Origin of the sequence: Microbulbifer sp. NBRC 101763, assembly GCF_040371615.1 — a bacterium.
In the GTDB taxonomy this organism is placed as follows: domain Bacteria; phylum Pseudomonadota; class Gammaproteobacteria; order Pseudomonadales; family Cellvibrionaceae; genus Microbulbifer; species Microbulbifer variabilis.
Window position 1 is genome coordinate 91,498 of the sequence record NZ_BAABQV010000004.1, and the last position, 23,989, is coordinate 115,486.

Annotated in this window: 22 protein-coding genes; 15 read left to right on the forward strand and 7 right to left on the reverse strand. The window is 51.4% G+C overall.

Translation table 11 applies throughout. The features are described from left to right. Positions 1–121 precede the first annotated feature (121 nt). Positions 122–1,534: a hypothetical protein gene (locus ABWV76_RS10995; protein ID WP_353375966.1), complete on the reverse strand. Its 1,413-nt coding sequence runs from the start codon at positions 1,532–1,534 to the stop codon at positions 122–124. Between the two features lie 243 nt (positions 1,535–1,777). Next, the gene (pdxR, locus tag ABWV76_RS11000; RefSeq protein WP_353375967.1) at positions 1,778–3,229 is read right to left on the reverse strand and encodes a MocR-like pyridoxine biosynthesis transcription factor PdxR; all 1,452 of its coding nucleotides are present in this window, start codon (positions 3,227–3,229) and stop codon (positions 1,778–1,780) included. Between the two features lie 104 nt (positions 3,230–3,333). Here pdxR and ABWV76_RS11005 point away from each other — a divergent pair, with 104 nt between their 5' ends. Further along, a complete protein-coding gene (locus tag ABWV76_RS11005; RefSeq protein ID WP_353375968.1) occupies positions 3,334–3,933 on the forward strand; it encodes a pyridoxamine 5'-phosphate oxidase family protein in 600 nt (199 codons plus the stop codon). Between the two features lie 25 nt (positions 3,934–3,958). On the opposite strand, the gene ABWV76_RS11010 is transcribed toward ABWV76_RS11005, so the two are convergent. From ABWV76_RS11010 to ABWV76_RS11020, 3 genes are read right to left on the reverse strand one after another with little or no spacing between them, the layout of a single operon-like run. After that, on the reverse strand, positions 3,959–4,435 hold the full coding sequence (locus tag ABWV76_RS11010) for a GNAT family N-acetyltransferase (protein WP_353375969.1): 477 nt from the start codon (positions 4,433–4,435) through the stop codon (positions 3,959–3,961). 48 nt (positions 4,436–4,483) lie between these two features. Beyond that, positions 4,484–5,440 (reverse strand): S41 family peptidase, encoded by a 957-nt coding sequence (locus ABWV76_RS11015; RefSeq protein WP_353375970.1) that lies wholly within the window; start codon positions 5,438–5,440, stop codon positions 4,484–4,486. Continuing rightward, positions 5,437–5,898: a MarR family winged helix-turn-helix transcriptional regulator gene (locus tag ABWV76_RS11020; protein ID WP_211214909.1), complete on the reverse strand. Its 462-nt coding sequence runs from the start codon at positions 5,896–5,898 to the stop codon at positions 5,437–5,439. The genes ABWV76_RS11015 and ABWV76_RS11020 overlap by 4 nt, the downstream gene beginning before the upstream one ends. A gap of 258 nt (positions 5,899–6,156) precedes the next feature. On the opposite strand from ABWV76_RS11020, the gene ABWV76_RS11025 reads away from it, so the two are divergent. The 3 genes from ABWV76_RS11025 (at position 6,157) to ABWV76_RS11035 (ending at position 10,051) form a co-directional block, all read left to right on the forward strand. Continuing rightward, positions 6,157–9,000: an ExeM/NucH family extracellular endonuclease gene (locus ABWV76_RS11025; RefSeq protein WP_353375971.1), complete on the forward strand. Its 2,844-nt coding sequence runs from the start codon at positions 6,157–6,159 to the stop codon at positions 8,998–9,000. A 275-nt stretch (positions 9,001–9,275) separates the two neighbouring features. Further along, positions 9,276–9,650, forward strand: a complete 375-nt coding sequence (locus ABWV76_RS11030) for a hypothetical protein (protein ID WP_353375972.1) — start codon at positions 9,276–9,278, stop codon at positions 9,648–9,650. A gap of 35 nt (positions 9,651–9,685) precedes the next feature. After that, positions 9,686–10,051: a VOC family protein gene (locus ABWV76_RS11035; RefSeq protein WP_020412447.1), complete on the forward strand. Its 366-nt coding sequence runs from the start codon at positions 9,686–9,688 to the stop codon at positions 10,049–10,051. Between the two features lie 77 nt (positions 10,052–10,128). Here the strand turns inward: ABWV76_RS11035 and ABWV76_RS11040 are convergent, their stop codons facing one another. After that, entirely contained in the window at positions 10,129–11,391 is a 1,263-nt protein-coding gene (locus ABWV76_RS11040; protein WP_353375973.1) for a 6-phosphofructokinase, read from the reverse strand. 289 nt (positions 11,392–11,680) lie between these two features. Between ABWV76_RS11040 and mpl the strand changes: the two genes are divergently transcribed. The 4 genes from mpl to ABWV76_RS11060 all read left to right on the forward strand — a co-directional run bounded on the left by mpl (position 11,681) and on the right by ABWV76_RS11060 (position 16,742). Then, positions 11,681–13,069: a UDP-N-acetylmuramate:L-alanyl-gamma-D-glutamyl-meso-diaminopimelate ligase gene (gene mpl, locus ABWV76_RS11045; RefSeq protein ID WP_026304983.1), complete on the forward strand. Its 1,389-nt coding sequence runs from the start codon at positions 11,681–11,683 to the stop codon at positions 13,067–13,069. Positions 13,070–13,166: 97 nt separating this feature from the next. Continuing rightward, on the forward strand, positions 13,167–13,748 hold the full coding sequence (locus ABWV76_RS11050) for a flavin prenyltransferase UbiX (protein ID WP_051089485.1): 582 nt from the start codon (positions 13,167–13,169) through the stop codon (positions 13,746–13,748). A gap of 20 nt (positions 13,749–13,768) precedes the next feature. Then, positions 13,769–14,044 (forward strand): Rdx family protein, encoded by a 276-nt coding sequence (locus ABWV76_RS11055; RefSeq protein ID WP_026304984.1) that lies wholly within the window; start codon positions 13,769–13,771, stop codon positions 14,042–14,044. Positions 14,045–14,162: 118 nt separating this feature from the next. Further along, positions 14,163–16,742, forward strand: coding sequence for an efflux RND transporter permease subunit (locus ABWV76_RS11060; RefSeq protein ID WP_020412452.1), 2,580 nt, complete (start codon positions 14,163–14,165; stop codon positions 16,740–16,742). A gap of 74 nt (positions 16,743–16,816) precedes the next feature. Here the strand turns inward: ABWV76_RS11060 and ABWV76_RS11065 are convergent, their stop codons facing one another. After that, positions 16,817–17,098 carry a peptidylprolyl isomerase gene (locus ABWV76_RS11065; RefSeq protein WP_020412453.1) on the reverse strand — a complete coding sequence of 94 codons (282 nt, stop codon included), beginning with the start codon at positions 17,096–17,098 and terminating at the stop codon, positions 16,817–16,819. Between the two features lie 182 nt (positions 17,099–17,280). Here ABWV76_RS11065 and ABWV76_RS11070 point away from each other — a divergent pair, with 182 nt between their 5' ends. From ABWV76_RS11070 to rodA, 7 genes are all read left to right on the forward strand, one after another. Continuing rightward, positions 17,281–17,868, forward strand: a complete 588-nt coding sequence (locus tag ABWV76_RS11070; protein ID WP_245556667.1) for an LON peptidase substrate-binding domain-containing protein — start codon at positions 17,281–17,283, stop codon at positions 17,866–17,868. A gap of 102 nt (positions 17,869–17,970) precedes the next feature. After that, the gene (locus ABWV76_RS11075; protein WP_353375974.1) at positions 17,971–19,254 is read left to right on the forward strand and encodes a glutamate-5-semialdehyde dehydrogenase; all 1,284 of its coding nucleotides are present in this window, start codon (positions 17,971–17,973) and stop codon (positions 19,252–19,254) included. Positions 19,255–19,291: 37 nt separating this feature from the next. Next, on the forward strand, positions 19,292–19,978 hold the full coding sequence (gene nadD / locus ABWV76_RS11080; RefSeq protein WP_020412456.1) for a nicotinate-nucleotide adenylyltransferase: 687 nt from the start codon (positions 19,292–19,294) through the stop codon (positions 19,976–19,978). After that, complete coding sequence (rsfS, locus tag ABWV76_RS11085; RefSeq protein ID WP_353375975.1) at positions 19,978–20,355, forward strand: ribosome silencing factor; 378 nt, start codon at positions 19,978–19,980, stop codon at positions 20,353–20,355. The genes nadD and rsfS overlap by 1 nt, the downstream gene beginning before the upstream one ends. Before the next feature lie 5 nt (positions 20,356–20,360). Next, the gene (gene rlmH, locus ABWV76_RS11090) at positions 20,361–20,837 is read left to right on the forward strand and encodes a 23S rRNA (pseudouridine(1915)-N(3))-methyltransferase RlmH (protein ID WP_026304986.1); all 477 of its coding nucleotides are present in this window, start codon (positions 20,361–20,363) and stop codon (positions 20,835–20,837) included. Positions 20,838–20,958: 121 nt separating this feature from the next. Then, positions 20,959–22,851: a penicillin-binding protein 2 gene (gene mrdA, locus ABWV76_RS11095; protein ID WP_026304987.1), complete on the forward strand. Its 1,893-nt coding sequence runs from the start codon at positions 20,959–20,961 to the stop codon at positions 22,849–22,851. Continuing rightward, positions 22,844–23,989, forward strand: coding sequence for a rod shape-determining protein RodA (gene rodA / locus ABWV76_RS11100; RefSeq protein ID WP_020412460.1), 1,146 nt, complete (start codon positions 22,844–22,846; stop codon positions 23,987–23,989). Before mrdA ends, rodA begins: the two co-directional genes overlap by 8 nt.

The following is a 23,989-nucleotide window of genomic DNA, read 5'->3' on the forward strand; positions in this document are numbered from 1 at the left end:
GCTTTGTCCTCATGTTGTATTTTTAACGAATTTTTTTCTACGGATTAATTATGTGAATGATAAAGTGAGGAGTTGAGCCTGGCCAGATATCATTTTAACCATGTTTAAATCTAATTGATGGTTAGAGCGTTGTGATATCTTTTCTAAAGATATCTATAAGTATCAATATATAAAATAAAGGAATCAGTGCGAGTAATGCAAAATGTAATGCCAGTATATCGTTTTCTTTACTGATGGCTCCTTCAGAAAATAAAATTATTTCCAAGATGAAAAATAAGACAAAAAGTAGGCGTTTATCCAGGTTAGATATGGATTCAAACACCTTTGAACCAAGCAGCCAGTAATGCCAGGATTTGTATTTCAAAGCATCAAAAAGATAGTAGAGGCCACAGGTTAAGCTCACTAACGTTGTGAGTAGTAGCTCAAACACCCAGGCCGGGGGCTTGCCAGGTGCTGGGGGCCAAATATTGGTTACTCCGAATTCGGTAAAGGAAAGAATGGCGAATAGCCCGGTGGTCAATAGAACAATAGGGAAACGAAAAACTAATATGACCATGCAGATTGCAGCAGAGACTTCGAAAACCCTTTGAATGGGCATAAAAATATTGGCATGTTCTGCAACCCAGGCTAATGCGTTGCGAAACCATAACGGGGTGTTTCCGTACTCTACATAGGAGTTCACCAGTCCCCTATAGCCCTCTACGGTAAACCAGTTCAGTAAGCTGTCTTCATAAACCTGAAAAATCAACATAACACCAATGGTGATGGTGAACAGGTTAATCCAACGCCCTACCAGCAGATTGGATTGTTGTGTCTGTGCGACTACGCGATATCGGTCTAAAAATTTCGAAAGTATTGCTAGGATGGCAATGGTGATACTGGATAATAGGCTGGCTAGAAGTATGTGATTGCCGCCATTGCGCGACATCAAAAATATCGCAAACAGCACGCTAGATGCCACAATCACCCAGAGGCACCAGGACAAAAAGCTTATATCGGGTGCCAGAATACCGCCCAATAGACGCTGGTAATAGGGCGTTGGATGAGATGAGGGGTGATCGGAAGTTTTCTGAATATTTGGGGTGAGGCTATAGCTGCTTACCGCTAAGACTAATGCATACAACGCCGGTGATAAAAATTCAAAGAACCAGCTATTTTCGCCCATATAAGTAAAGCCCCATAATACTATGAAGCTCAGAAACATGAGTAGGGCGCCTAGGGGCATTAATATCCGTAATATTAAGAGTGCCCCGGCAAGTAGAATGGCAAAATGCAGTGAGTAGGTCAGGCTGGTGATGTGCGGGGTGAAAAATATGGCTAAAGATTGAATGGCTGTGGGGGCTTTTTCTGTTCGAATAAGCTGCTCTAATGCGGCTGCAAAGGCCTGCGGTGCTACCTCGCCATTAAGGTAGCGCGTAATGACCAGTTGGATACAGGCGGCGCCTAAAAAAAGGCTTATCATGGCTAGCCATGCAGTTGACGAGGTTGCCGTTTTTGTTTGGCTAGTATCTAAAGTTTGGCTGGAATTGTGCATAAATCCTATCCTAGTTGAATTCGATTCCCATAGATCAATACTTGTGCCAAAAAAAGTTCGCTATTTCAGCGTGTATCTATCCCAGTTGTTGTCTTTATCGGCAATAGGAAAGTGTGGATAACTTCAGGCTAGGGTTGATCAGGCATGTGCAGGGTGAGTGTGCATAGGAGGTGCACTAACAGTATTTTCTATTGGTCATAGCATAGAAATGCTGTTGCCAATAATAGTGATATTGAAAGTTTGCTAGCTGGATGAGTTTGTCAAAAAACTCTGCAGAAGATCTATGCAGTCCTCTCGCTGCTGTTTACTGGTATTGGCGAACCCTAATACCAGGCCATGGTTCAAGGATTTGTCGGGATAGAAAAAAGAAAGTGGAGTGCTACCGATGCGGTGTTCGGCTAATTTCTTTGACAGTTCTAGGTCATTCCTGCCGGGCGTGGCGAGTACCACGTGCATTCCGGCACTACTTGCGATGAGTTGCGCCTGGGGTTCAAGTTTATGTCGTGCCAAATCGCAAAAATGCAGCCATTTTTCCCGATAGTTGATGCGCATTTTACGCAGGTGTCGTACGAAATGTCCCTCTTCAATAAAGTCGGCAACTATGGCTTGGGAAAGAAGGGGTGAGTGACCAGATAGCATCTCTTTGGCGTGGTTAAATACCTGTATCACTGATTTGGGAACCACCATATAGCCCAGACGAATACCGGGCTGAAGAGTTTTGCTAAAGCTGCCCATATAAAGTACAGGTGTGTCCTCCGCCATTCCTTGCAGCGCTGCCACGGGTTTGTGTACAAATGAGAATTCGCTGTCGTAGTCATCCTCCAATATCCAGGCTTCAGAGCTTGCTGCCCAGTCCAGCAGCCTTAAGCGGTCACTGGCAGGCATTACTCCACCCATCGGATATTGGTGTGTAGGGGTTGTATAGAGAAGCTTGGCGGTGTGATTGTGCTTTGTCAGTGATTCTACATCCAGAGAGCCATTTTTTAGTCCTGCCAAATGGAGGTCTGCACCGGCAGATTGAAAAGCGATGCGTGCCCGTCGGTAGCCGGGGTTTTCCATGGTTACGGTATCCCCCGGATTTAGTATGACTTGTGCACAGAGACTCAAGGACTCCTGGGTACCGTTAGTAATAATGATTTGCTCGGCGCTACAGCGGACTCCCCGGGAGTTACGTAAGTATTCTGCCAATGCCTGTCTTAATGGCTGATAGCCCTGACTGGGGCCATAGCCGATGAGTGCTGTTCTGTCTTGATGCCGCCGATAGAGGCGATTCCATAGATGAAAAGGAAAGCTGTCGAGATCCGGTAATCCCGGTGTAAAGGGCAATAGCTTCTCCCTGACAAGCGGTGCATTTCTTAACGATTCCCCGAAAGTTGACAGCTGTGGCGGATGATCAGTATCCGATTGCCAGCTCATTCGCTGGGGGGCTTCCACATGTGGCGGCAGTGATGCACAGACAAACACGCCTTGACCAGATCTACTGGTGAGGAAGCCTTCGGCCTTTAACTGTTCCAATACCTGCGTAATGGTATTGCGACTCACTCCCAGAGACGCCGACATTCTGCGGGAAGATGGCAATTTACTGCCGGTGCTCAACCGACCACTGCAAATGCGCTGTACAAGCATTCGATACAGCTGGGCCTGTAGTGGTTGGGCCCGATCCAGGGTTAGGTCAGTGAAGTCTGGAACGCTCAAAACTGGCACCATGAAAGAGCAAAAACTGGACCTTTTCAGAGTACCAGTAACTTCTTAGATTGGCGACATAGATTAAATGAGCAGCGGTTAGTAAGGAGGTTTCTATGGACACTACCAATCATTTTGGCCCTGAGTTGCCTGCCACTGCAAAGAGCAGGATACGTCGGGCGGCAAAGAGAGCCAGCTATCAAAGGGAAGTTGTGTATCAGCTGGTAGATGAGCTAAAGCTCGGCCATGTTGGATTTATACAGAATGGGGAGGTGGTCATTATTCCATTGACTGTATGGCGGAAGAGAGACTTCCTGTATTTCCATGTGGCAAATAAAAGCCGTTTGCAGAAGCTGGTAGATGCGGGGGAAACAATCTGTATTTCATTTGCACAATACGATGAATGGGTGCTGGCAAAATCTGCTTTTCACCACAGTGCCAACTATCGCTCGGCAGTGTTGTTTTGCCGTGGGGAACGTGTGCATGACTCCCGGGAGTTCGATGAGGCTTTTAAAGTCATAATGAACGATATTGAGCCTGACCGATGGGAGCAGGTCCGCCCTCCCAACATCCAGGAACGCAAGGGCACAGCGCTAATGCGATTGACTATAGAGGAGGGCTCTTTTAAGAGCCGGAGTGGAGCGCCTACCGACAACAAGGAAGATCAGAGCTTAACCGTTTGGAGCGGAGTTAAGCCTGTTTGTCCATTTCGCTAAGTAATCATAACTCCATGCTCTAAAGCTACTGGTACGTACAGGGCTCAACTTGGACTTCTGTATTGGAGAGGTCGATTATGGCAAGCATGTCCTCGTTATCGTCATCTATTCCAACTTCTACAAAGCCAAAGCTAGAGTAGAAATCTTTAGCAACTGGGTTTTTGGGGTTGTAGCAAATCTTTATTTGCTTAATATTGGGGGTCTGCCTGATCTCATGCAGGGCTAACTTCAGGGCAGCCCTGCCTATTCCCTTTTGCTGGTATTTCTGGTCAACCATAAAACGCCATATAGACATCTTTTCATGGTTTTCCTTGACCCACATAAAAAAACCAACTGGATTTTCTCCAAAATAAATCGCGCGGGTTTCATATCCAGTATTGAACTGTGCCTCTACCAGTGACCACAGATTGCATGCGACATATTCCTGCTGCTCCAAGGCAACATCTAGATCGCAAACAGCCTCGTAATTATCCTTGGTTATTGGTCGAAGGGAGGTGGCCATCGTTAATCCTTAAACTCCATTACCGAGGTCCTTGTAAACGATTCACGATTAATTTTGTTCTTTTATCGTTTTTAGAGCAACCTGTAAGCTATCTTGATCACCGGTCTCAATATCTGGACTTACACCGTGCCCTTCCCAATTAACCGGGCCTTCAGTCAATGTAGAAACCGGGCGGCTACTGGGAATACCGATCTCAAATCCGAAGGGTAGGGATTGGGGTGTATCCATCATGTGCGCCCCGCCGGCGCTGGCAGTGCCGATAATTTTGGCTCTGCCCAATTGCTGCAACGAGAATGCAACGCTTTCAGCGGCGGAGAAGGAGCGGTCATTAATCAAGATTACCAGTGGTCTCTCCGTACCATAGGCTGGCCAGGGTAGGGTGGTGATACGACTTGGTTTTATTTTCTTTTCCCTGCTTTCTATTACAAAGGGGAATGGCTTAGTGGTATCGATAAGGGATTCCAGAATAGCGCCTGCAGTATTTTCATCGCCTCCGCCATTGTTACGCAGGTCCAAAATTAGGCCATCACTATGTTGGATCAGTGTAAAAGCTGCCCCTAGGGTGGACTTGGCATTTTCAAAAGTATGGAAAGAGGAAAGGGATATATAGGCGATATTGCCAGATAGTATCTCGATTTTCTTCACTCCATAATTATTTTTTGGGGCTTCTATTCGCCATTGTTCTATCCAGTTATTTGACTCATCCTGGTCTCCAACATGTTCCAAGTAGAAGTGCTTGTCGCCGGATAACTCGCGGATTTTATCAGTGATTTTTTTGGAGAATATCTGGGTATTGTTGCAATACTGCTCTAATTCGGCGGAGTCTGCTAATTCAGCTATTTGTTTCGACAGGATATCAGCTTTATCTGCCAGTACGTATTTATCTCCGACAGCGGCAGATACCGCTTTGATGACTGAATTGGTATTGAACTGGCATTTTTCTTCAGCTTGGCCTGAATGGGCAGAGAATAGCAAGGGCAGGAAAAGCGCTATGACTGGCTTCATTGTTTCTTGATCTCCTCGGGTAATTGCCTCTGTATACGATCTTGAAAACGGCTTCTTTCCAGGGCGTTGATGGCGGTATCCAGCAAATCTGACAATGGCATGGGTAGCTCTGCATTTAAGGACTTTTCTGCAGATACAGTGGCTTGCCAGTGAGCTTTCAAGCGCGGTAGAAGTAATGCGCCTTTGTGGGTCAGTCTAACCTTGCGCTCTCTCGCATCTACTCCTTTCACTATTTCTACCAGATCCTGTTTCACCATATCTTTAACGGTTTGACTGACTGCAGGTTGGGACAGTTGAGCACTGGCTACTATCTCGCCGATGGTAACGTCGCCTTTTTGCATTAGAGTGCGCATTACTGGGGTATACCGCGGTTTGTAATTTTCTATACCGCAGCTGCTATAGCTCTTACTGACATCGCCATCCAGTAGCTCAAGCAGGTGTCTGAGGCGAGTTCCCAATTGACTGTAATCCATAAATTAATATTTATATAAGTGCTTATATAAGTGACTATATACTGTCTGGTGACAAATGCAACTATCAGCTTGTCTTTTTGTTAAAGGGAGAGAGCTTGCTACTCAAGTTGAGTGCAAATTGAGGATGAGTCGCCAAGTCGAGTCACTGAAACTTAACCTTAACATTTGTTTCATCGAAATTTAGGAATTCCCCGCCACTCTTTGCGCCGCTAAATGCGAATCCGGCAATTGGGAAAAATGGCGATGAAAGAATTTGGCTTGGCTGCTCTGGCAGCCCTGGGTCTTCCACTGATGGCTGAAGAGGTCCAGGCCAACGACCTCATAATCTCGGAATATATCGAGGGCAGCGGCAATAACAAGGCACTGGAAATCTATAACGGTACCGGAGCGGCTGTAGATCTGGGTAATTACTCGATACAGCTTTTTTTCAATGGTTCCGATTCTGCCGCTGTAAATATCACACTCTCTGGAACCCTGGGTGATGATGAAGTGTTTGTTCTCGCTCACGGCAGCTCTGATGCAGCCATGCTGGATGTGGCCGACCAGATTTATAGCGGTGGCCTGTTCAATGGTGACGATGCGGTAGCACTTGCTGGCCCTAACGGTTTCGTCGATGTAATCGGTCAAATTGGTACTGACCCCGGTAGCCAGTGGGGCAATAGCAGTGTCGGTACCCAGAATCAGACTCTGATACGCAACCTGGATGTGGTCAGTGGTCGTACCGATGGCAATAGTGCGTTCAATCCCGCCCAGGAGTGGTCCAGTGTTGGCCAGAACAACTTCGGCCACCTGGGTTGGCATATTGAGGGTGATACAGGCGGTGGCGATGGCAGCGGTGGAATCGAGTTAGGTGCTTGTGGTGATTCAGCGACACTAATCAGCCAGATACAGGGTGAGGGGTTCGCAAGTTCGTTGGAGGGTGAACGCCACGAAATTGAAGCCGTAGTGGTTGGCAATTTCCAAGATTCCAATACCGGCCTTGCCGGCTTCTTCCTGCAGGAAGAGGATGGTGATCAGGATGGCCAGGACTCGACTTCTGAAGGTCTGTTTATTCACGATAATGCTTTCGGGGTGGATGTTCAGGTTGGAGATCTGGTACGGGTTGGCGGTATTGTTGATGAGTTTTACGATTTTACCGAGCTGAATCAGGTGGACGGCGTTAGCGTTTGTGGTAGCGGTTACGAGGTAACGGCTGCCAATGTGCAGATGCCATTTAACTCAGCCCAAGAGCAGGAGCAGCTCGAGGGTATGCTGGTAAAATTCCCGCAAAGCCTGACAGTCAATGGTCACTACAACCTGGGCCGTTATGGTGAGATTGTTCTTTCCAGCGGCAGACTTTACATCCCTACCCACAATAATGCTCCCGGCTCAGCGGCTATTGCCCAGGCAGCGGCCAACGAGCTCAATCAAATTATTCTGGATGATGGCTCCACCGTACAAAACCCTGAAGAAATGCCTTATCCGGCACCGGGTTTGAGCGCATACAACACGCTGCGCAGTGGCGATACTCTGGAAGAACTTACCGGCGTGATGGCTTATGGGTTTGGTGCCTATCGAGTACACCCGGTTGAGATACCGCAGTTCTCTCCCATAAACCTGCGTGAGGAAGCTCCTGTACTGCCTGGTGAAGGCAGTTTGCGTATTGCCAGTTTTAATGTGCTGAATTACTTCAATGGCGATGGCAGCGGAGGCGGCTTCCCCACAGCTCGTGGTGCTGACACCCCGGAAGAGTTCGAGCGCCAGAGAGATAAAATTATTTCTGCAATCCTGCGTATGGATGCCGATGTCATTGGCCTGATGGAAATTGAGAATGATGGCTACGGTAGTGACAGTGCAATCCAGGACTTGGTCAATGGATTGAACAGCGCAGGCTCAGGGCAGAGCTACCAGTTTGTAAATCCGGAGCTCCCACAGCTCGGCGACGATGAAATTGCCGTAGGTATGATCTACCGCAGCGACCGTGTTATGCCGATCGGCAGTGCTGTCACACTGCAGGATTATCCCTTCGACGATGGTAATCGCCAACCGCTGTTACAGGCATTTGCTGAGATTTCCTCCGGTGAGCGTCTTGTCGTGGTTGTGAACCACTTTAAATCCAAGGGCAGTTGCCCCAGTGATGGCAGCCTAAACAGCGATCAGGGGGATGGACAGGGCTGCTGGAACTCCCTACGCACTCTGGCTGCGGATGCCTTGGCTGGCTGGATCGATAGCGACCCTGCAGGAACTGGCATCGATCGCGTGCTGGTATTGGGTGATCTCAACAGCTACGCCATGGAAAACCCCATTACCGCGCTTAAGGGTGCAGGTTATACCGATCTGCTGGAATGGTACGGAGCAGGCGAAGCTTATTCCTATGTGTATGACGGCCAGTCCGGTTACCTGGATCATGCTCTTGCCAGCGCTTCCCTGGCTCCACTGGTAACTGCCACAGTGGATTGGCATATCAATGCCGATGAGCCGCGTGCGCTGGATTACAACACTGAATATAAAAGCGTAGAGCAGCAGGAAAATCTGTACTCCGCGGGGCCTTACCGAGCATCGGATCACGACCCTGTAATCGTTGAGCTGGACCTGGGTGCAGACAACCTGGTCCCCACGGCTGAATTTAGCTGGGCGTCTGAGGGTCTTATATTCCACTTTATCGACAACAGTAGCGATGAAGATGGGAACCTGGTGAGCTGGTCTTGGGACTTTGGTGATGGTGCGAGAAGCACAGAGCAAAACCCCAGCCACAGTTTCGATATCCCAGGTAGTTACTTGGTACGTTTGCAGGTAAAAGATGATCGTGGTGCGATATCCACTATTGAGAAAATTATTGAAGTGAAAGATGACGTTGCCTCTCTGCAAGCGAATTTTAAATTACATCGCTTTTTTCGCTTGGTATGGGTAGAAGATCGCAGTCAATATAATGGCGATAACAAACTTCAATATCAGTGGAATTTTGGTGATGGCGTACAACGTAGTGGACGCTGGGCGTTACACCGTTACTCTCAAACTGGAAATTACGAAATTACCCTCACAGTGAGTGATGGCGATGGTGCTGAAGATAGCGCCTCTCGTGAAGTCAAAATTTCCTGGCCACGCTGATATATATCAATTTTTGATTAATAATAAATATTCTGGTTGTCCTGGCGATGGGGTTATCAGCTCCCTGTCGTCGCTTCTCCAGGATTCTTGAAGTTGATAGCTTTTCCCTAGAAGCGAATGGCCGCACCCTGGTGGTGCGGTCCTTTTTATTTCGCTCCCCTCAAAAAATTAATCACTCTTAATAAATTTTTAAGCTCCTGGATTTCTGCGCCCCGAAAGAACGGCCATACTTGAGTCTGTTCATACCAATTGGATTGCAGGGGGGAGTCCCTTCTATGTCACGTACATTTGAAAGTCTTGTGGGATTAAGTCTGGAGTGGACTGGCACCCATTACTCCGAAGGGGGAGATTTTCCCGATTTATCCACTCATATTGTCAGTTATGAAACCGAGTCCAGTTGTTATGTTACTGCGGGGGGCAAACTGGTCGGCAAAGCCAGTTATTCGTATGCACCAATGGGAGTACGCATGGCAACACTGGTTTATCGTCCGGATATCTACCAGGGACGAAGTGGAGTTGTTCTTTACGCCATGTTGGATTTTGATCTGATGATGGATCGCGCAGTTATTATGCATAATGACCAACCCCTGGCGGTGGCCAATGGCAGTTTCCGAGTTGTGGACACGCCAGATAAGCCCATCACGGATTAGGATGTCATTTAATTAGAATACCGGGAGAAGGTTATATGGATAATCACGAAAAGATTAATTATGTAGAGTTCCCATCGAAGGATCTGGAAAAGACCAAGGCTTTCTTTTCTGAAGCTTTTGGCTGGGAATTTACGGATTACGGCCCCGAGTATTCTGCTTTTTCCGGTGCAGGGTTGGATGGTGGTTTTTTTCAGGCGAATCTGCACAGTTCAACAGTCAACGGTGCAGCGCTGGTAGTGTTATATAGTTCTGACCTAGAGGATACCTTACAAAAAGTCGAGAGCTGCGGTGCCAAAGTAATAAAACCTATTTTTTCCTTTCCTGGAGGTCGGCGCTTTCACTTTGCCGAGCCCTGCGGTAATGAATTTGCAGTTTGGTCAGATACAGGATTACAAAAGTAATTTTTCCAGCTGCGCCAATAAAAAACCCCCGGTTTTATTCGGAGGCTTTTTTGAACCAGGGCTAAAGAGTTTTTAGATTACGCATTAAACTCAGTGTCCAGCTTCTTTTCCACCAGCTGCTTTTTCAGTTTTGTGTACTGGGGGATGCCGTTTTTGTAGGGGGGGTAATCCTCACCCTGGATCAGCGGCAGCAGGTACTTGCGTCCCGCTTCAGTGATACCGAAGCCGTCTTCGCTGATATATTCTTCAGGCATGAATTTTTCCACGTTGGCCACTTCAGACAGCGGCGCTTCCGCGATAGACCAGCTGTACTCTTCACCTTCTGCACGGATAATTGCCGGCATAATCGCGTTCTTGCCGGCTACCGCCATTTCTACAGCGGCGCGACCAACGGCGTAGGCCTGCTCCACATCGGTGGCGGAGGCGATATGGCGGGCAGCGCGCTGCAGGTAGTCGGCCAGTGCCCAGTGATATTTCAGGCCCAGTTCGCTCTTGATCATATTGGCAAGAGTCGGGGCTACACCGCCCAATTGCTTGTGGCCAAAAGCATCGGTGGTGCCGGCATCGGCGAGGAAGGTGCCATCTGCGTACTGGGCGCCTTCTGAGGCGACAATAACGCAGTAGCCTTTTTCATCCACGGTCTTCTGTACCTTGGCGAGAAACTTTTCTTTATCGAAGGCCACTTCCGGGAACAGGATAATATGCGGTGCATCGCCTTCTTCTTCCTGGGCCAGGGCACCCGCTGCGGCAATCCAGCCCGCGTGGCGGCCCATCACCTCCAGGATAAAGACTTTGGTGGAGGTGGCGCACATGGAGGCGACATCCATTGCGGCTTCCTTGGTGGATACCGCTACATATTTGGCCACTGAGCCAAAGCCGGGACAATTGTCGGTCAGCGGCAGGTCGTTATCCACAGTTTTGGGAATGTGTACGGCCTGGATTGGGTAGCCCATGGTTTCAGATAGTTGGGATACTTTCAGGCAGGTATCCGCAGAATCTCCGCCGCCGTTATAGAAGAAGTAGCCGATATCGTGGGCTTTGAACACTTCGATCAGACGCTCGTATTCCGCGCGGTTTTCTTCCAGGCTTTTCAGCTTGTAACGACAGGAGCCGAAGGCGCCGGATGGGGTGTGGCGCAACGCGGCGATGTCTTCCACACTTTCCTGGCTCACGTCGATCAGTTCCTCGCGCAGTGCGCCGAGGATGCCGTTCAGCCCCGCGTAGACTTTGCCAATCTTGTCCTGGTTTTCACGGGCAGCTTCTATTACGCCGCAGGCGGATGCGTTGATCACGGCAGTCACACCACCGGACTGTGCGTAAAAGGCGTTCTTCTTCGACATGGTTATCCTGTATTCGTAGAAATCTAGGGAAGTGTCCCGATCCGGTAATTCTTCCCAGTACTCACTATTCAATTAGCGGTACTAGTAGGGAATTCCGGGAGCTCGTATCGGGTGTCGGCCATTGTTGGAAAATTCCTACCACCGTACAGGGGATGAGGCCGACCAGTGCGGGGGCGGAGTCTAATGGAATAGCGAGTAAATTGCATTGCAAGTGCGGGATTTGGCAATTACTGGCTTGATTTGCCGTGTTAAGCTTGCGCCGCAACCAGCAGGAGTACACATTTCCGCCATGCATATCCACATATTAGGTATTTGCGGCACATTTATGGGCAGTCTGGCCCAGTTGGCCGTGGCCGAAGGACACCGGGTCACCGGCAGCGATGCGAACGTCTATCCACCAATGAGCACCCAGTTGCAGCAGGCGGGTATCCAGATCACCGAGGGTTATGACCCGGCACAATTGGAGCCAGCCCCGGATCTGGTCATTATTGGTAATGCCATGTCCCGGGGTAATCCTGCAGTAGAGACGGTGTTGGAAAAAGGTTTGCCTTATACCTCTGGCGCCCAGTGGTTATGTGACCACTTCCTCGGTGGACGCTGGGTGCTGGCAGTATCCGGTACCCATGGCAAAACCACCACTGCCAGTATGCTGGCCTGGATTCTGGAAGCGGCAGATATGCAGCCTGGATTCCTGATCGGCGGTGTGCCTGGCAATTTCGGTGTGTCGGCACGTATGGGGGAGTCTCCGTTCTTTATTGTGGAAGCGGATGAATACGATACTGCCTTCTTCGACAAGCGCTCCAAGTTTGTGCATTACCGCCCACGCACAGTGATCATCAATAATCTGGAATTTGATCACGCGGATATCTTTGATGATCTGGCGGCGATACAACGGCAGTTTCACCACCTGGTACGTACCGTACCGGCCAATGGTCTGATTGTTGCTGCAGCTGAGGAAAATGTTGAACAGGTTCTCGAGCAGGGCTGTTGGACTGAGGTACAGCGTTTCGGTGTTGAAGGTCCGCCGGGCATTCGCACGGGAGACTGGTTGGCTCACGATATTGCGGCGGATGGCAGCAGCTTCTCTGTGCAGCTTGAAGGGGCTGAGGTGGCGCGAGTGGAGTGGGAACTCACTGGTATGCACAATGTGCGCAATGGCCTCGCCGCCATGGCTGCAGCTCGACACGTGGGTGTTGTACCGGAATTGAGTGCCGTCGCATTGGGGCGTTTTGAGGGGGTGAAGCGCCGTATGGAGTGCTTGGGTGAAGTGGCAGGCATCCGTGTTTACGATGATTTTGCCCACCACCCCACAGCAATTGAATCCACCTTAAATGGGCTCAGGGCCAAGGTGGGGGAAGATAAGATCATCGCCCTGATTGAGCCGCGCTCCAATACTATGCGAATGGGCGTGCACCAGGGCCAGCTGGCAAACTCCTGTAGCGGTGCGGATATGGTGTTGTGGTATCAGCCACAGGGAATGAACTGGTCTCTGGATGAAGTCACCCACCACTCCCCGGTTCCAGCCAAAGTTTTTGACACCATTGAGGGGGGAGTGGAATCTGCGCTCCAGCTTGCGGGTGAGGGCAGCCATATTGTAGTGATGAGCAACGGAGGTTTTGGTGGTATCCACCAGCGCCTGATCGGCGCTCTGGAACAGAAATACCATCGCCCAGTCTAGAAAAGAATACCGGTGGGCAACCCCTGGGTTTCCCATCAAGAAACCCGAGGGATTGACCTTGCAGCAACCTACTTTTGATAAAACCGTTACCCTGGCCATGACCGGGGCCTCTGGAGCCCAGTACGGCCTGCGCTTGTTACAGTGCCTGCTCGCCGCTAACGTGCGTGTCTGGTTGTTATTGTCTGATGCGGCTCAGGTGGTAATCAATACGGAAACAGACCTGCAGCTGCCCGAGGGTGATGATGATATCCTGCAGGGCTTTCTTGCCGATCGCTTTGCGGCAAAGGAGGGGCAGCTGACCCTGTTCGGTAAACGGGACTGGTTCTCTCCTGTGGCCTCAGGCACAGGAGCGCCGGCAAGTATGGTGGTTTGTCCAGCCAGCGGCGGCACTCTGTCAGCAGTGGCCTGTGGAGCCTCCAACAATCTGATTGAGCGAGCTGCTGATGTAGCCCTGAAGGAGCGCCGCCAGCTGATATTGGTTCCACGCGAAGCACCTTACTCGGAGATTCATCTCGAAAATATGCTCAAACTCACTCGTATGGGCGCGATGATTCTGCCCGCCAGCCCCGGTTTTTATCAAAAGCCGAGCACAGTTGAGGATATTGTCGACTTTGTGGTGGCACGACTACTAGACCAGCTGGGGGTAGAACAAAAGCTGCTTCCGCATTGGGGTGAGTAGACTGGAGGGAGGCTAGAACCGTGAAACCGAGCATCACGATTCATTACTGTGTGCAGTGCAACTGGATGCTGCGAGCCACCTGGATGGCCCAGGAACTACTGTATACCTTTGCCGATGACCTCCAACAGGTTGCATTACAACCCGGAACTGGAGGAGTATTTGAAATCCGTATTGGTGAAAATTTGATCTGGGAGCGCAAGCGTGATGGCGGCTTTCCCGGAGCAAAAGAACTCAAACGGCGCGTTCGGGACTTGCTGTTTCCCGAGCGCGATCTGGGACATATCGATACTCCCTGAAAATATTTCCAATAGCGCCGTGATATTGCAAATTTTATATTTGCGTATTCACCGCCAGGGCGATCAAAATATGCGCCGCATCGCGGCCCACTGATTTATTGGATATAAGCGGAAATTTATGCTGTCAGCTTTCAAGACCTGCTACGAATACCTGGTGACCAAACGGCCTGTGGCTGTGTTAATGGTTGTTGGCTTACTCACCCTTGTGGCAGCTATGGGCCTGCCCCGCTTTAAGATCGATGCCTCCGCTGACTCCCTAACTCTGGAAGCGGACAAATCCCTGGACTATTTCCGTGAGATTGCCGAGCGCTACGCCAGTGGCGACTTCCTGGTAGTGACGTACCGCTACAACGATGGTGATCTGTTTAGCGACGAGTCTCTGCAGACTCTCGCCAAGCTGCGCGATGAGCTGGCCGGGGTAGATGGCGTTTCCAGTGTACAAACCATTCTCGATGTGCCCTTGTTGTACAGCCCCAAGCTGTCTTTAACCGATATCACTGACGAGATTCGCACCCTGTCCAATCCGGATACTGACAGGGACCTGGCTCGGCAGGAGTTCCTCTCCAGTCCTATTTACCGCGAGCTTATTCTAAGTCCAGATGGCCAGACGACCGCGCTGCTTGCCAACCTGAAACTGGACAGCCGTGGTATCGAATTGGTGCGCGAGCGCGACGCCCTGCGCCGCAAGCGCAATAGCGAGGGTTTGAGCCCGGAAGAGGCTAAGCGTCTGGAAGAGGTAAGCGCAGTTTATCTGGAACACCGAACGGCCCAGGAGCTGGAAGCGCGGGCACGGGTTGATGAGGTGCGTGGGATTCTCGCCAGTTATAAAGGCGAGGCGGAACTGTTCCTCGGTGGTGTAACCATGATCACCTCAGACATGATTACCTTTATCAAGAGTGATCTGGTGGTTTTTGGTGTGGGTATCCTCGCCTTTATTATCCTTACCTTATTACTGATTTTCCGCCAGCCGCGCTGGGTACTGTTGCCACTACTTACCTGTGTCACTACAGCAGTGATGATTTTGGGACTGCTCAGCTGGCTCGACTGGCGCATGACGGTGATCTCCGCCAATTTTGTTGCGCTACTGCTGATTATTACCCTGGCGATCACCATCCACCTGGCAGTGCGCTATCGCGAATATATTGCGCAGAATCCGCAATGGGGGCGCGAGGAATTGGTGCTGCAGACGGTGCGCTTTATGGCCAAGCCCTGTCTGTACACTGCCCTGACCACGATCGTTGCTTTTGTGTCGTTGGTGGTGAGCGGTATCCGTCCGGTGATTGATTTCGGCTGGATGATGACCATGGGTGTAACTCTGGCCCTGGTGTTGTCATTCCTGATTATCCCCAGCTTCCTGATGATCCTGCCCAAGCGCCAGGGCAAGGTGAGCCAGGATAATTCGCACGCGTTTACCCTGCGTTTCTCCAGCTTTGCTGAGCGCCATAAATTCATCGTACTGGGCGTTTCCCTGTTGGCAGCTGTGGTCAGTGTGGTGGGTATTTCCCAGCTGAAAGTGGAAAACCGCTTTATCGATTACTTTGATGACTCCACTGAAATCTACCAGGGCATGTTGGTGATTGACCGCCGCCTGGGTGGCACTGTGACCCTGGATATTATCCTCGACAAGCCGGAGGAAGCGGAACCGGCCTTCGAAGGTGAGGAGGATCCTTTTGCCATGGAGGCGGAGGAGGACCCGTTCGCGGTTGAAGAAGATCCCTTCGCCTCTGATGATCCTTTCGGTGGAGAAGAGGAGTCCCAGGAGCAGAGTTACTGGTTTACTGTGGCCGGCCTCACCAAATTGGAACAGTTACACGATTACCTGGAGCAGCAGCCGGAAATTGGCAAGGTCCAGTCCCTGGCGACCCTGTTTAAGGTGGCTCGCGATTTAAAAGGCGGTCAGCTCAATGACTTTGAGTTGGCAGTAGCCAACACCAGCCTGCCGCCTGAAATCAGTAGCGTGCTGGTTAATCCCTATCTCTCTGTTGAGAACAACCAGGCGCGTATCACTTTGCGGGTGATGGAAACCGATCCGAATTTGCGCCGTAGCGAATTGATCGAGCGTATCTACAACTACGCCCACAATGAAATGGGCATAGCGCCGGAAAATATCCACCAGACCGGCTTGCTAGTGCTGTATAACAATATGCTGCAGAGCCTGTTTAAGTCCCAGATCCTGACGCTGGGTGCGGTATTTGTGGGCATCCTGCTGATGTTCCTGGTGTTATTCCGCTCCCTGTCGATCGCTATTATTGCGCTGGTGCCTAATATGCTCGCTGCTTGTGTGGTATTAGGTGGTATGGGTCTCGCCGGTATTCCACTGGATATGATGACTATCACCATCGCCGCGATTACTGTGGGTATCGGTGTGGATCATGCGATTCACTACCTGTACCGATTCCGTGCGGAATTCGCCAAAGACGGCAATTACCTGGAGACCATGCATCGCAGCCATGCGACTATTGGCCGCGCGATGTTCTATACGGCAATTACGATTATTGCCGGCTTCTCAATTCTTGCGCTGTCCAAGTTTGTGCCTTCAATTTACTTTGGCTTACTGACCGCACTGGCGATGTCTGCAGCATTGCTTGGATCACTCACTCTGCTGCCGTTGTTGCTGGTGATATTTAAGCCGCTGGGTGCTGGCTCTTCAGTGGACAAGGGAGAAGTGGACATTCCTGAGGGCGCAGCCAAAGCCTGAGGGAATTCCCCTCTCTACAAATAAAAAGCCGGGCTGTTGCCCGGCTTTTTATTTGTAGATTAATTCGCAAGCAATTAATCCTGGCGGCTGGTAATTTCCAGCAGGTGGTAACCGAACTGGGTTTTCACCGGGCCGTGCACCTTGTGGAGCTCCTCGGAGAATACGACCTTGTCAAATTCGGGCACCATCATGCCTTTGCTGAATTCGCCCAGGTCCCCACCGGAACGGCCTGATGGGCACTGGGAGTGCTGTTCGGCGATTTTGCCGAAATCTGCACCATTCTCGATTTGTTGCTTCAGTTCCAGGCACTTGCCTTCGCTCTCTACCAGAATATGGCGGGCTGTTGCTTTGGGCATCAATAGTCTCCATTCGGTTGATAAACCGCAGCAGCTTAATGGGTGTAGGGCGAGCATGCCACCGGCAATTACTTGGATAAAGCGGAAACTCTGTCGCAGTTCTGCGGATTGGCGCTAAAACGCCCTTCCTATTTATCTAGGAGTAGTACTGTGGGTGGTATCTTTACAAAATGAGCTAACTGGTGAGAACAGCATTGCAAAAGATTCCCCTTTTTCCCCTGAGTATGGCCCTGTATCCGGGGGTCACCCTGCCATTGCGTATCTTTGAACAGCGTTACCTACATCTTGTCAGCGAGTCACTGAAAAGTGATAGCGGCTTCGGCGTTGTATTGATCCGCTCCGGAGGGGAGGTAGGACACGCCTCCGTATGGCCGCTCGGTGTCTATGTACACATTGTCGACTGGAGCCAGGGAGAGGGGGGATTATTGAATGTACAGGTGGTTGGTCGGCGTCGCTTCCGCATTGCCAGCACCGAGCGCGCTGATAACGGTTTATTGTTCGGGGAGGTTGAATGGTTGCCAAACGAAGAGCCCAAACCCATTCCCGCAGACTGCGATGGCTTGCTATCGGTGCTTGATGAGCTGAAGGATCGCGCTGAGATGTTGTCACTCAAGTTCGATAGTGTCGACTCTGCAGATGCCCTCTCCTGGCAGCTCGCCCAGTTGCTTCCCCTAGAGGATAAGGCGCGAGTAGAGTTGTTGGCCGTTGAGGACCCCTTGATGCGTCTCGCTAGTATCGCCGAGAACCTGGACCGCTGGGCGAGGGAGTAAGAATGCGACCTGTTTTCCGTTGGCATCCTATATTTATGCCGTTTCAACCCATAGCCACTGGGGTATACTGCGCGGCCGACCGGATTTCGCACGGAGCGCCAAGTGACCGCCACCAATACCACTGATCAGCAATCCACCCGCGTCAAACTCGAACAGATGGGCCGCGCCGCTCGCTCTGCCTCAAGACTAATGGCGAGAGCCGATACCAATAGTAAGAACCGCGCTCTACGGGCAATTGCCGCAGAATTGGAAGCTCAACGGATTCAACTGGCTGAGGCCAATGCTCAGGATATGCAGGCGGGTCGTGAACGCGGTCTGGATGCGGCGCTGCTCGATCGGCTGGAACTCAATGATGAGCGCATCGACGCAATGATCGAGGGGTTGTTGCAGGTTGCGGACCTGCCTGACCCAGTGGGAGAAGTTGAGGACTTATGTTATCGCCCCAGTGGTATCCAGGTGGGCAAGATGCGTGTACCCCTGGGAGTGGTGGGGATTATTTATGAATCCCGCCCTAATGTGACGATTGATGCGGCGAGTTTATGCCTGAAATCCGGTAACGCCACTATTTTGCGTGGTGGCAGTGAGGCATTGCACTCGAATCAGGCGATCGCGGCCAGTATTACCCAGGGGCTCAGGGAAGTGGGATTGCCGGAAACGGCGGTGCAAGTGGTGGGCACCAGTGACCGCGAGGCAGTTGGTGCCCTGATCTCCATGCCAGATTATGTGGATGTAATCGTTCCTCGAGGTGGCACTGGCCTGATTGAGCGGGTCAGCCGTGAGGCCAGAGTACCGGTGATCAAACACCTGCACGGTGTTTGTCACGTTTATATCGACGACTTGGCCGATGAACAGAAGGCGTTTGAGATTGCCCTGAATGCCAAAACCCATCGCTATGGCGTGTGCAACGCCATGGAAACCCTACTGGTGGCGGAGGGGATTGCAGAGCGAATGCTGCCGCGTTTGGCAGAAGCCTATGAGCTTAAAGGTGTGGAATTGCGTGGCTGTGCCCGTACCTGCGAGATACTGCCCCAGTGCGCAGAGGCCAAAGAAAGTGATTGGAGTGAAGAATACCTGGCCCCGGTACTGTCCATTCGGGTGGTGGCAGATATGGATGCTGCGATGGACCATATCGCCCGCTACGGCTCAGGACACACTGAGGCGATTGTTACTGAAAATTACACGCGCAGTCGTCGCTTTCTGGCGGAAGTGGATGCCAGCTCGGTGATCATCAATGCATCAACACGCTTTGCCGATGGATTTGAATATGGACTGGGGGCGGAAATCGGCATCAGTACTGATAAAATCCATGCCCGAGGCCCGGTGGGGCTGGAGGGGCTCACTTCTCAGAAGTGGATTGTGTTTGGGGATGGGCACATTCGCCGTTAATTCCGGCCCTCATTCATGAGCCAGTAACGAGGTAATTTTGGCGACTAAGCGGCATACGATAGCCCTGTTCGGCGGCACTTTTGATCCGGTGCACTTTGGCCACCTGCGCATGGCGCTGGAACTGCGCCAGGCCCTGGATTTCGATGAAATGCGCCTGCTTCCCAGCCACCAGCCACGCCATCGCCAAAGTCCCGGGGTTTCCTCGCGCCAGCGCAGCGACATGTTGGCTTTGGCCCTGCAGGGCTGTGATGAGCTGCAGCTGGACGAGAGGGAGCTAAATCGTGGCGGTGATACCTATACGGTGGATACCCTGGAGGAGTTGCGCAAAGAACTGGGTTCGGACGTATCCATCAGTTTTTGTATGGGCTCTGATTCCCTGTTGACCCTGCATAGGTGGAACCGCTGGCAGAGGCTATTGGAGCTTGCACACCTGGTGGTAGTGACCCGCCCCGGCTGGCATCTTCCAGAAAGCGGTGATGCGGGGGGCAACCCAGAACTGATGGACTTGCTACAGAGCCATCAAGGGGCAGCAAAAGATTTGCGCGAGCAGGCATATGGAAGCTTGGTATTGCGCGAGCAGACCATGTTGCCTATCTCGGCGACTGAAATTCGCCAGTTATTGAATAGTGGTCGGTCGCCGCGATTTTTGTTGCCGGCCACCGTATTGCAATACATTGAAGACCATCAACTCTATACAAAAGCGGTTGCCATTGGTGACCAGTAATGAATAAAGGTGTTATGACAAATATTAAAGATATCGCGCTCAAGGCTCTGGAAGATCTGAAAGGCAAAGACATTGTTGCGCTGGACGTATCTGAACTCTCCGATGTAATGGACAACCTCGTGATCTGTACAGGTACCTCCAGCCGTCAGGTGAAGTCCCTGGCAGAGAACGTGGTGGATGAACTTAAGCTGGAAGGTGTGCGCCCGATTGGTGTTGAGGGCAAAGAGCAGGGCGAGTGGGTTTTGGTGGACTATGGCGATCTAGTCGTACATGTCATGTTGGCTGATGTGCGTAACTTCTACGACCTGGAAAAGCTCTGGTCGATGACACCGAATACCCGTGATGATGCCGATGGCAGTGACCCTCACAAGGACTAAGTGGGGTGAAAATCCGAATTTTCGCCGCCGGGGGGAAAATGCCCGGCTGGGTTCAGGAGGGATATGCCGAATACGCCAAGCGTTTGCCCCGCGAAATATCCTTGGAAATGGTGGAAATTCCTCTTGGGCAACGCGGCCAGAAAAGTTCTGCAGCGTTGATCGAAAAGGCGCGGAAAAAAGAGGGGGAGGCAATGCTTGCAGCCCTCGGTCCGCGCGATCATGTAGTGGCACTGGATGTGAAGGGCAAACCCTGGAGTACCGAGCAGCTTTCTGGTCAGCTGCGCGATTGGCAACTGCTGGGAGAAAATGTCAGCCTGCTGATCGGTGGTCCCGATGGCCTCTCCCAAGAGTGCTTGGCAAATGCACATCAGCGCTGGTCCCTGTCACCACTGACATTGCCACACCCTCTGGTTAGAGTGGTTTTGGCAGAGCAGGTTTATAGGGCCTGGACACTTTTGGCGGGGCACCCTTACCACAAGTAAAGTGTTTGCGATGAATGGCGGAGAGATTTGCCAATTCAAGTTCTCTCTCCGTACATTCCCTGTGGTAATGTAGGCGATTAGACTTTTCGCGCGCCAGTCAAATTCATTCAAATAAATTCTAATGCCTCACGACCATCACCTTAAGGACCCACACACGGAGCAGCGGTTATTTCGCAACCGTATGTTGGTGGCTATTGTCGGTGTGATCGCCTTACTGGCTGTTCTGGTAGCTCGTTTCTATAACCTGCAAGTTGTTAATTACGACGATTACCGCACCCAGTCCGATGAGAACCGTATTCAGGTGCGCCCGGTGGCTCCCACACGGGGGCTGGTTTACGACCGCAATGGAATATTACTGGCTGACAACAGAGCCAGTTTCAACCTTTCTATTGTCCGTGAACGAGTGCAGGATCTGGACGCAACCCTTGAATTAATCGGTCATTTAATTCGCCTCGAAGATAGCGATGTGTCTAAATTCCGCAAGCGCATGAAGCGCCGTCGGCCGTTTGAGCCGGTGCCTCTCCGCTTTCGTTTGAGCGAAGAGGAAATCGCACGGATAAGCGTTAATCAGTTTCGTATGCCCGGCGTTTCAGTGCAGGCCGAATTGGTGCGCTATTACGCGCTGGGGGATTTGTTTGCCCATAGTGTTGGTTATGTAGGTCGCATTAGCGATCGCGACCTGAGTAACTTCACTGAAGAAGACGTGCGTCTCTATCGCGGTACCAATAGTATCGGCAAAGTGGGACTGGAGCGCTCTTACGAGAAAACCCTGCTCGGTGAGGTGGGTTATGAAAATGTGGAGATCAATGCGCGGGGAAGGGTATTGCGCGTATTGGAACGCCAGGATCCCAAGCCCGGCGCCGACTTGACCCTGCACCTGGATGCGCACCTGCAACAGGTGGCTTCCGATGCACTGGGAGATCGCCGTGGGGCTGTAGTGGCGATCGATGTTAACACCGGTGGTGTTTTGGCATTTGTCAGCAAGCCCTCCTTCGACCCAAATCTGTTTGTAACCGGAATTAGCTTTGCCGATTATCGGGCCCTCAGCGACTCACTTGATGTGCCGCTCTTTAACCGCGCAGTGCAAGGACAATATCCGCCCGGCTCAACCCTGAAGCCATTAATGGGGCTTGGAGGGCTTGAGGCGGGACTTATCACTCGCGAGACCAAAATCAAGGACCCGGGTTTCTATAAACTGCCGAATGATCCTCGTATATATCGGGATCATGTCCGCTGGGGGCATGGTGAAAAGGTGGACCTGATCCAGGCGATGGCACAGAGCTGTGACGTTTACTTCTGGGATATGGCACACCGCTGGGATATCGACGGCATGCACGACATTGCAACCCACTTTGGCCTGGGCTCCAAAACCGGTATTGACCTGCCGATGGAGCGTTCCGGCCTTTTTCCCTCTCGGGACTGGAAGCGCGGTGCGCGAGGCATGCCCTGGTTCCCGGGGGATAGTCTCAACGCGGTGCTGGGACAGGGATTTGTACTGGCCACTCCGCTACAGTTGGCAGTTATGACCGCTACTTTAGCGAATCGCGGCACTCACTATCGTCCCCAGATAGTGAAAACTATTAATGGGGCCGAACAGCCTCCGGAAATACTGCACAACCTGGAAGCTCATCCGGATAATTGGGATCTGGTATTTGAGGGGATGGATGCTGTAGTTAATCGAAGCTATGGCACAGGTAAGCGAGCTGGCAAAGATCTGGATTTTCGTGTCGCTGGTAAATCAGGTACTGCCCAGGTGGTGGGTATCGCCCAGGGAGCTCGCTATGACTCTGAGGCGCTACAGGAGCGTCATCGCGACCACGCGCTGTTTGTGGCCTTTGCGCCGGTGGAAAAGCCACGTATCGCTGTTGCGGTATTGGTAGAGAACGGTGAAGCCGGTGGTGGGGTGGCTGCGCCGGTGGCTAGGGAATTATTTGCTGAGTGGGTGCCGCGAACCGAATCAGCAGTCAATACGACCGCAGATGTAAGTTTTTCTGAGGGGGCGGATAATGGCTAGCCGTGATTTTTCCCACCGGCTGTCCGATGCACATGGCAGCCTCAGGAAGCCGGTAAGCCTGGCTCGTCGCCTGCATATTGATGTGCCCTTGTTAGTGCTGCTATTGGTGTTGGCTTCGGTTGGCCTGGGAGTGCTTTTTAGTGCTTCCGGTGGAGATATAAACTATGTGCGGCGCCAGTCTATTTTTATGTGTCTGGCATTTGTGGGCATGTTTATTGTTGCCCAGATACCCTTGGATTTTTACCGGCGTTGGTCGCCATGGGCTTATTTAGGGGGCTGCGCCTTGCTAGTCGGGGTGCTGCTATTTGGCACTGGTGCGAAGGGTGCGCAGCGCTGGCTGGAAATTGCCGGCTTCCGCTTCCAGCCATCAGAAATTATGAAGTTGGGGGTGCCGATGATGGTGGCTGCATTCTTGCACCAGCGTGCGCAACCACCATCTTTGATGACTGTTTTTGGAGCCTTGGCCATTGTGGCAGTGCCGGCTGCGCTGATTGTGCGCCAGCCTGATTTGGGCACTTCAATTTTGATTGCGGCCTCAGGCCTGTTTGCACTTTATCTCGCTGGTTTGAGCTGGAAAATGATTGGTGCTGCGGGCTTGGGTGTTCTGGTTTCGGCTTGGCCGATCTGGCAGTGGGGCCTCCGTGACTATCAGCGCCAGCGAATCCTAACTCTGCTCAACCCCCATGATGACCGCTTTGGCGCAGGGTGGAATATTTTTAATTCCAAAGCTGCTATTGGTTCGGGTGGCGTCTATGGCAAAGGTTATTTACAGGGAACTCAATCTCAGTTGGACTTCCTGCCGGAAAGCCACACCGACTTTATTATTGCGGTACTGGCGGAGGAGTGGGGTATGCGCGGTGTATTGTTGCTGCTATTACTCTACGTCCTGGTTATAGCGCGTGGCATTTATATCAGCTTTATGGCGCAACACCTATTTGGTCGCCTGTTGGCGGGGAGTATAACGCTCACTTTTTTTGTCTATGTGTTTGTAAACATTGGTATGGTTACAGGATTACTGCCAGTGGTGGGGGTACCCTTGCCAATTATCAGCTACGGGGGAACCTCACTGATTACCTTGATGGCAGGATTCGGTATCCTCATGGCTGTAGGGACAGAACGGCGCAGAGTGCATTTTTGA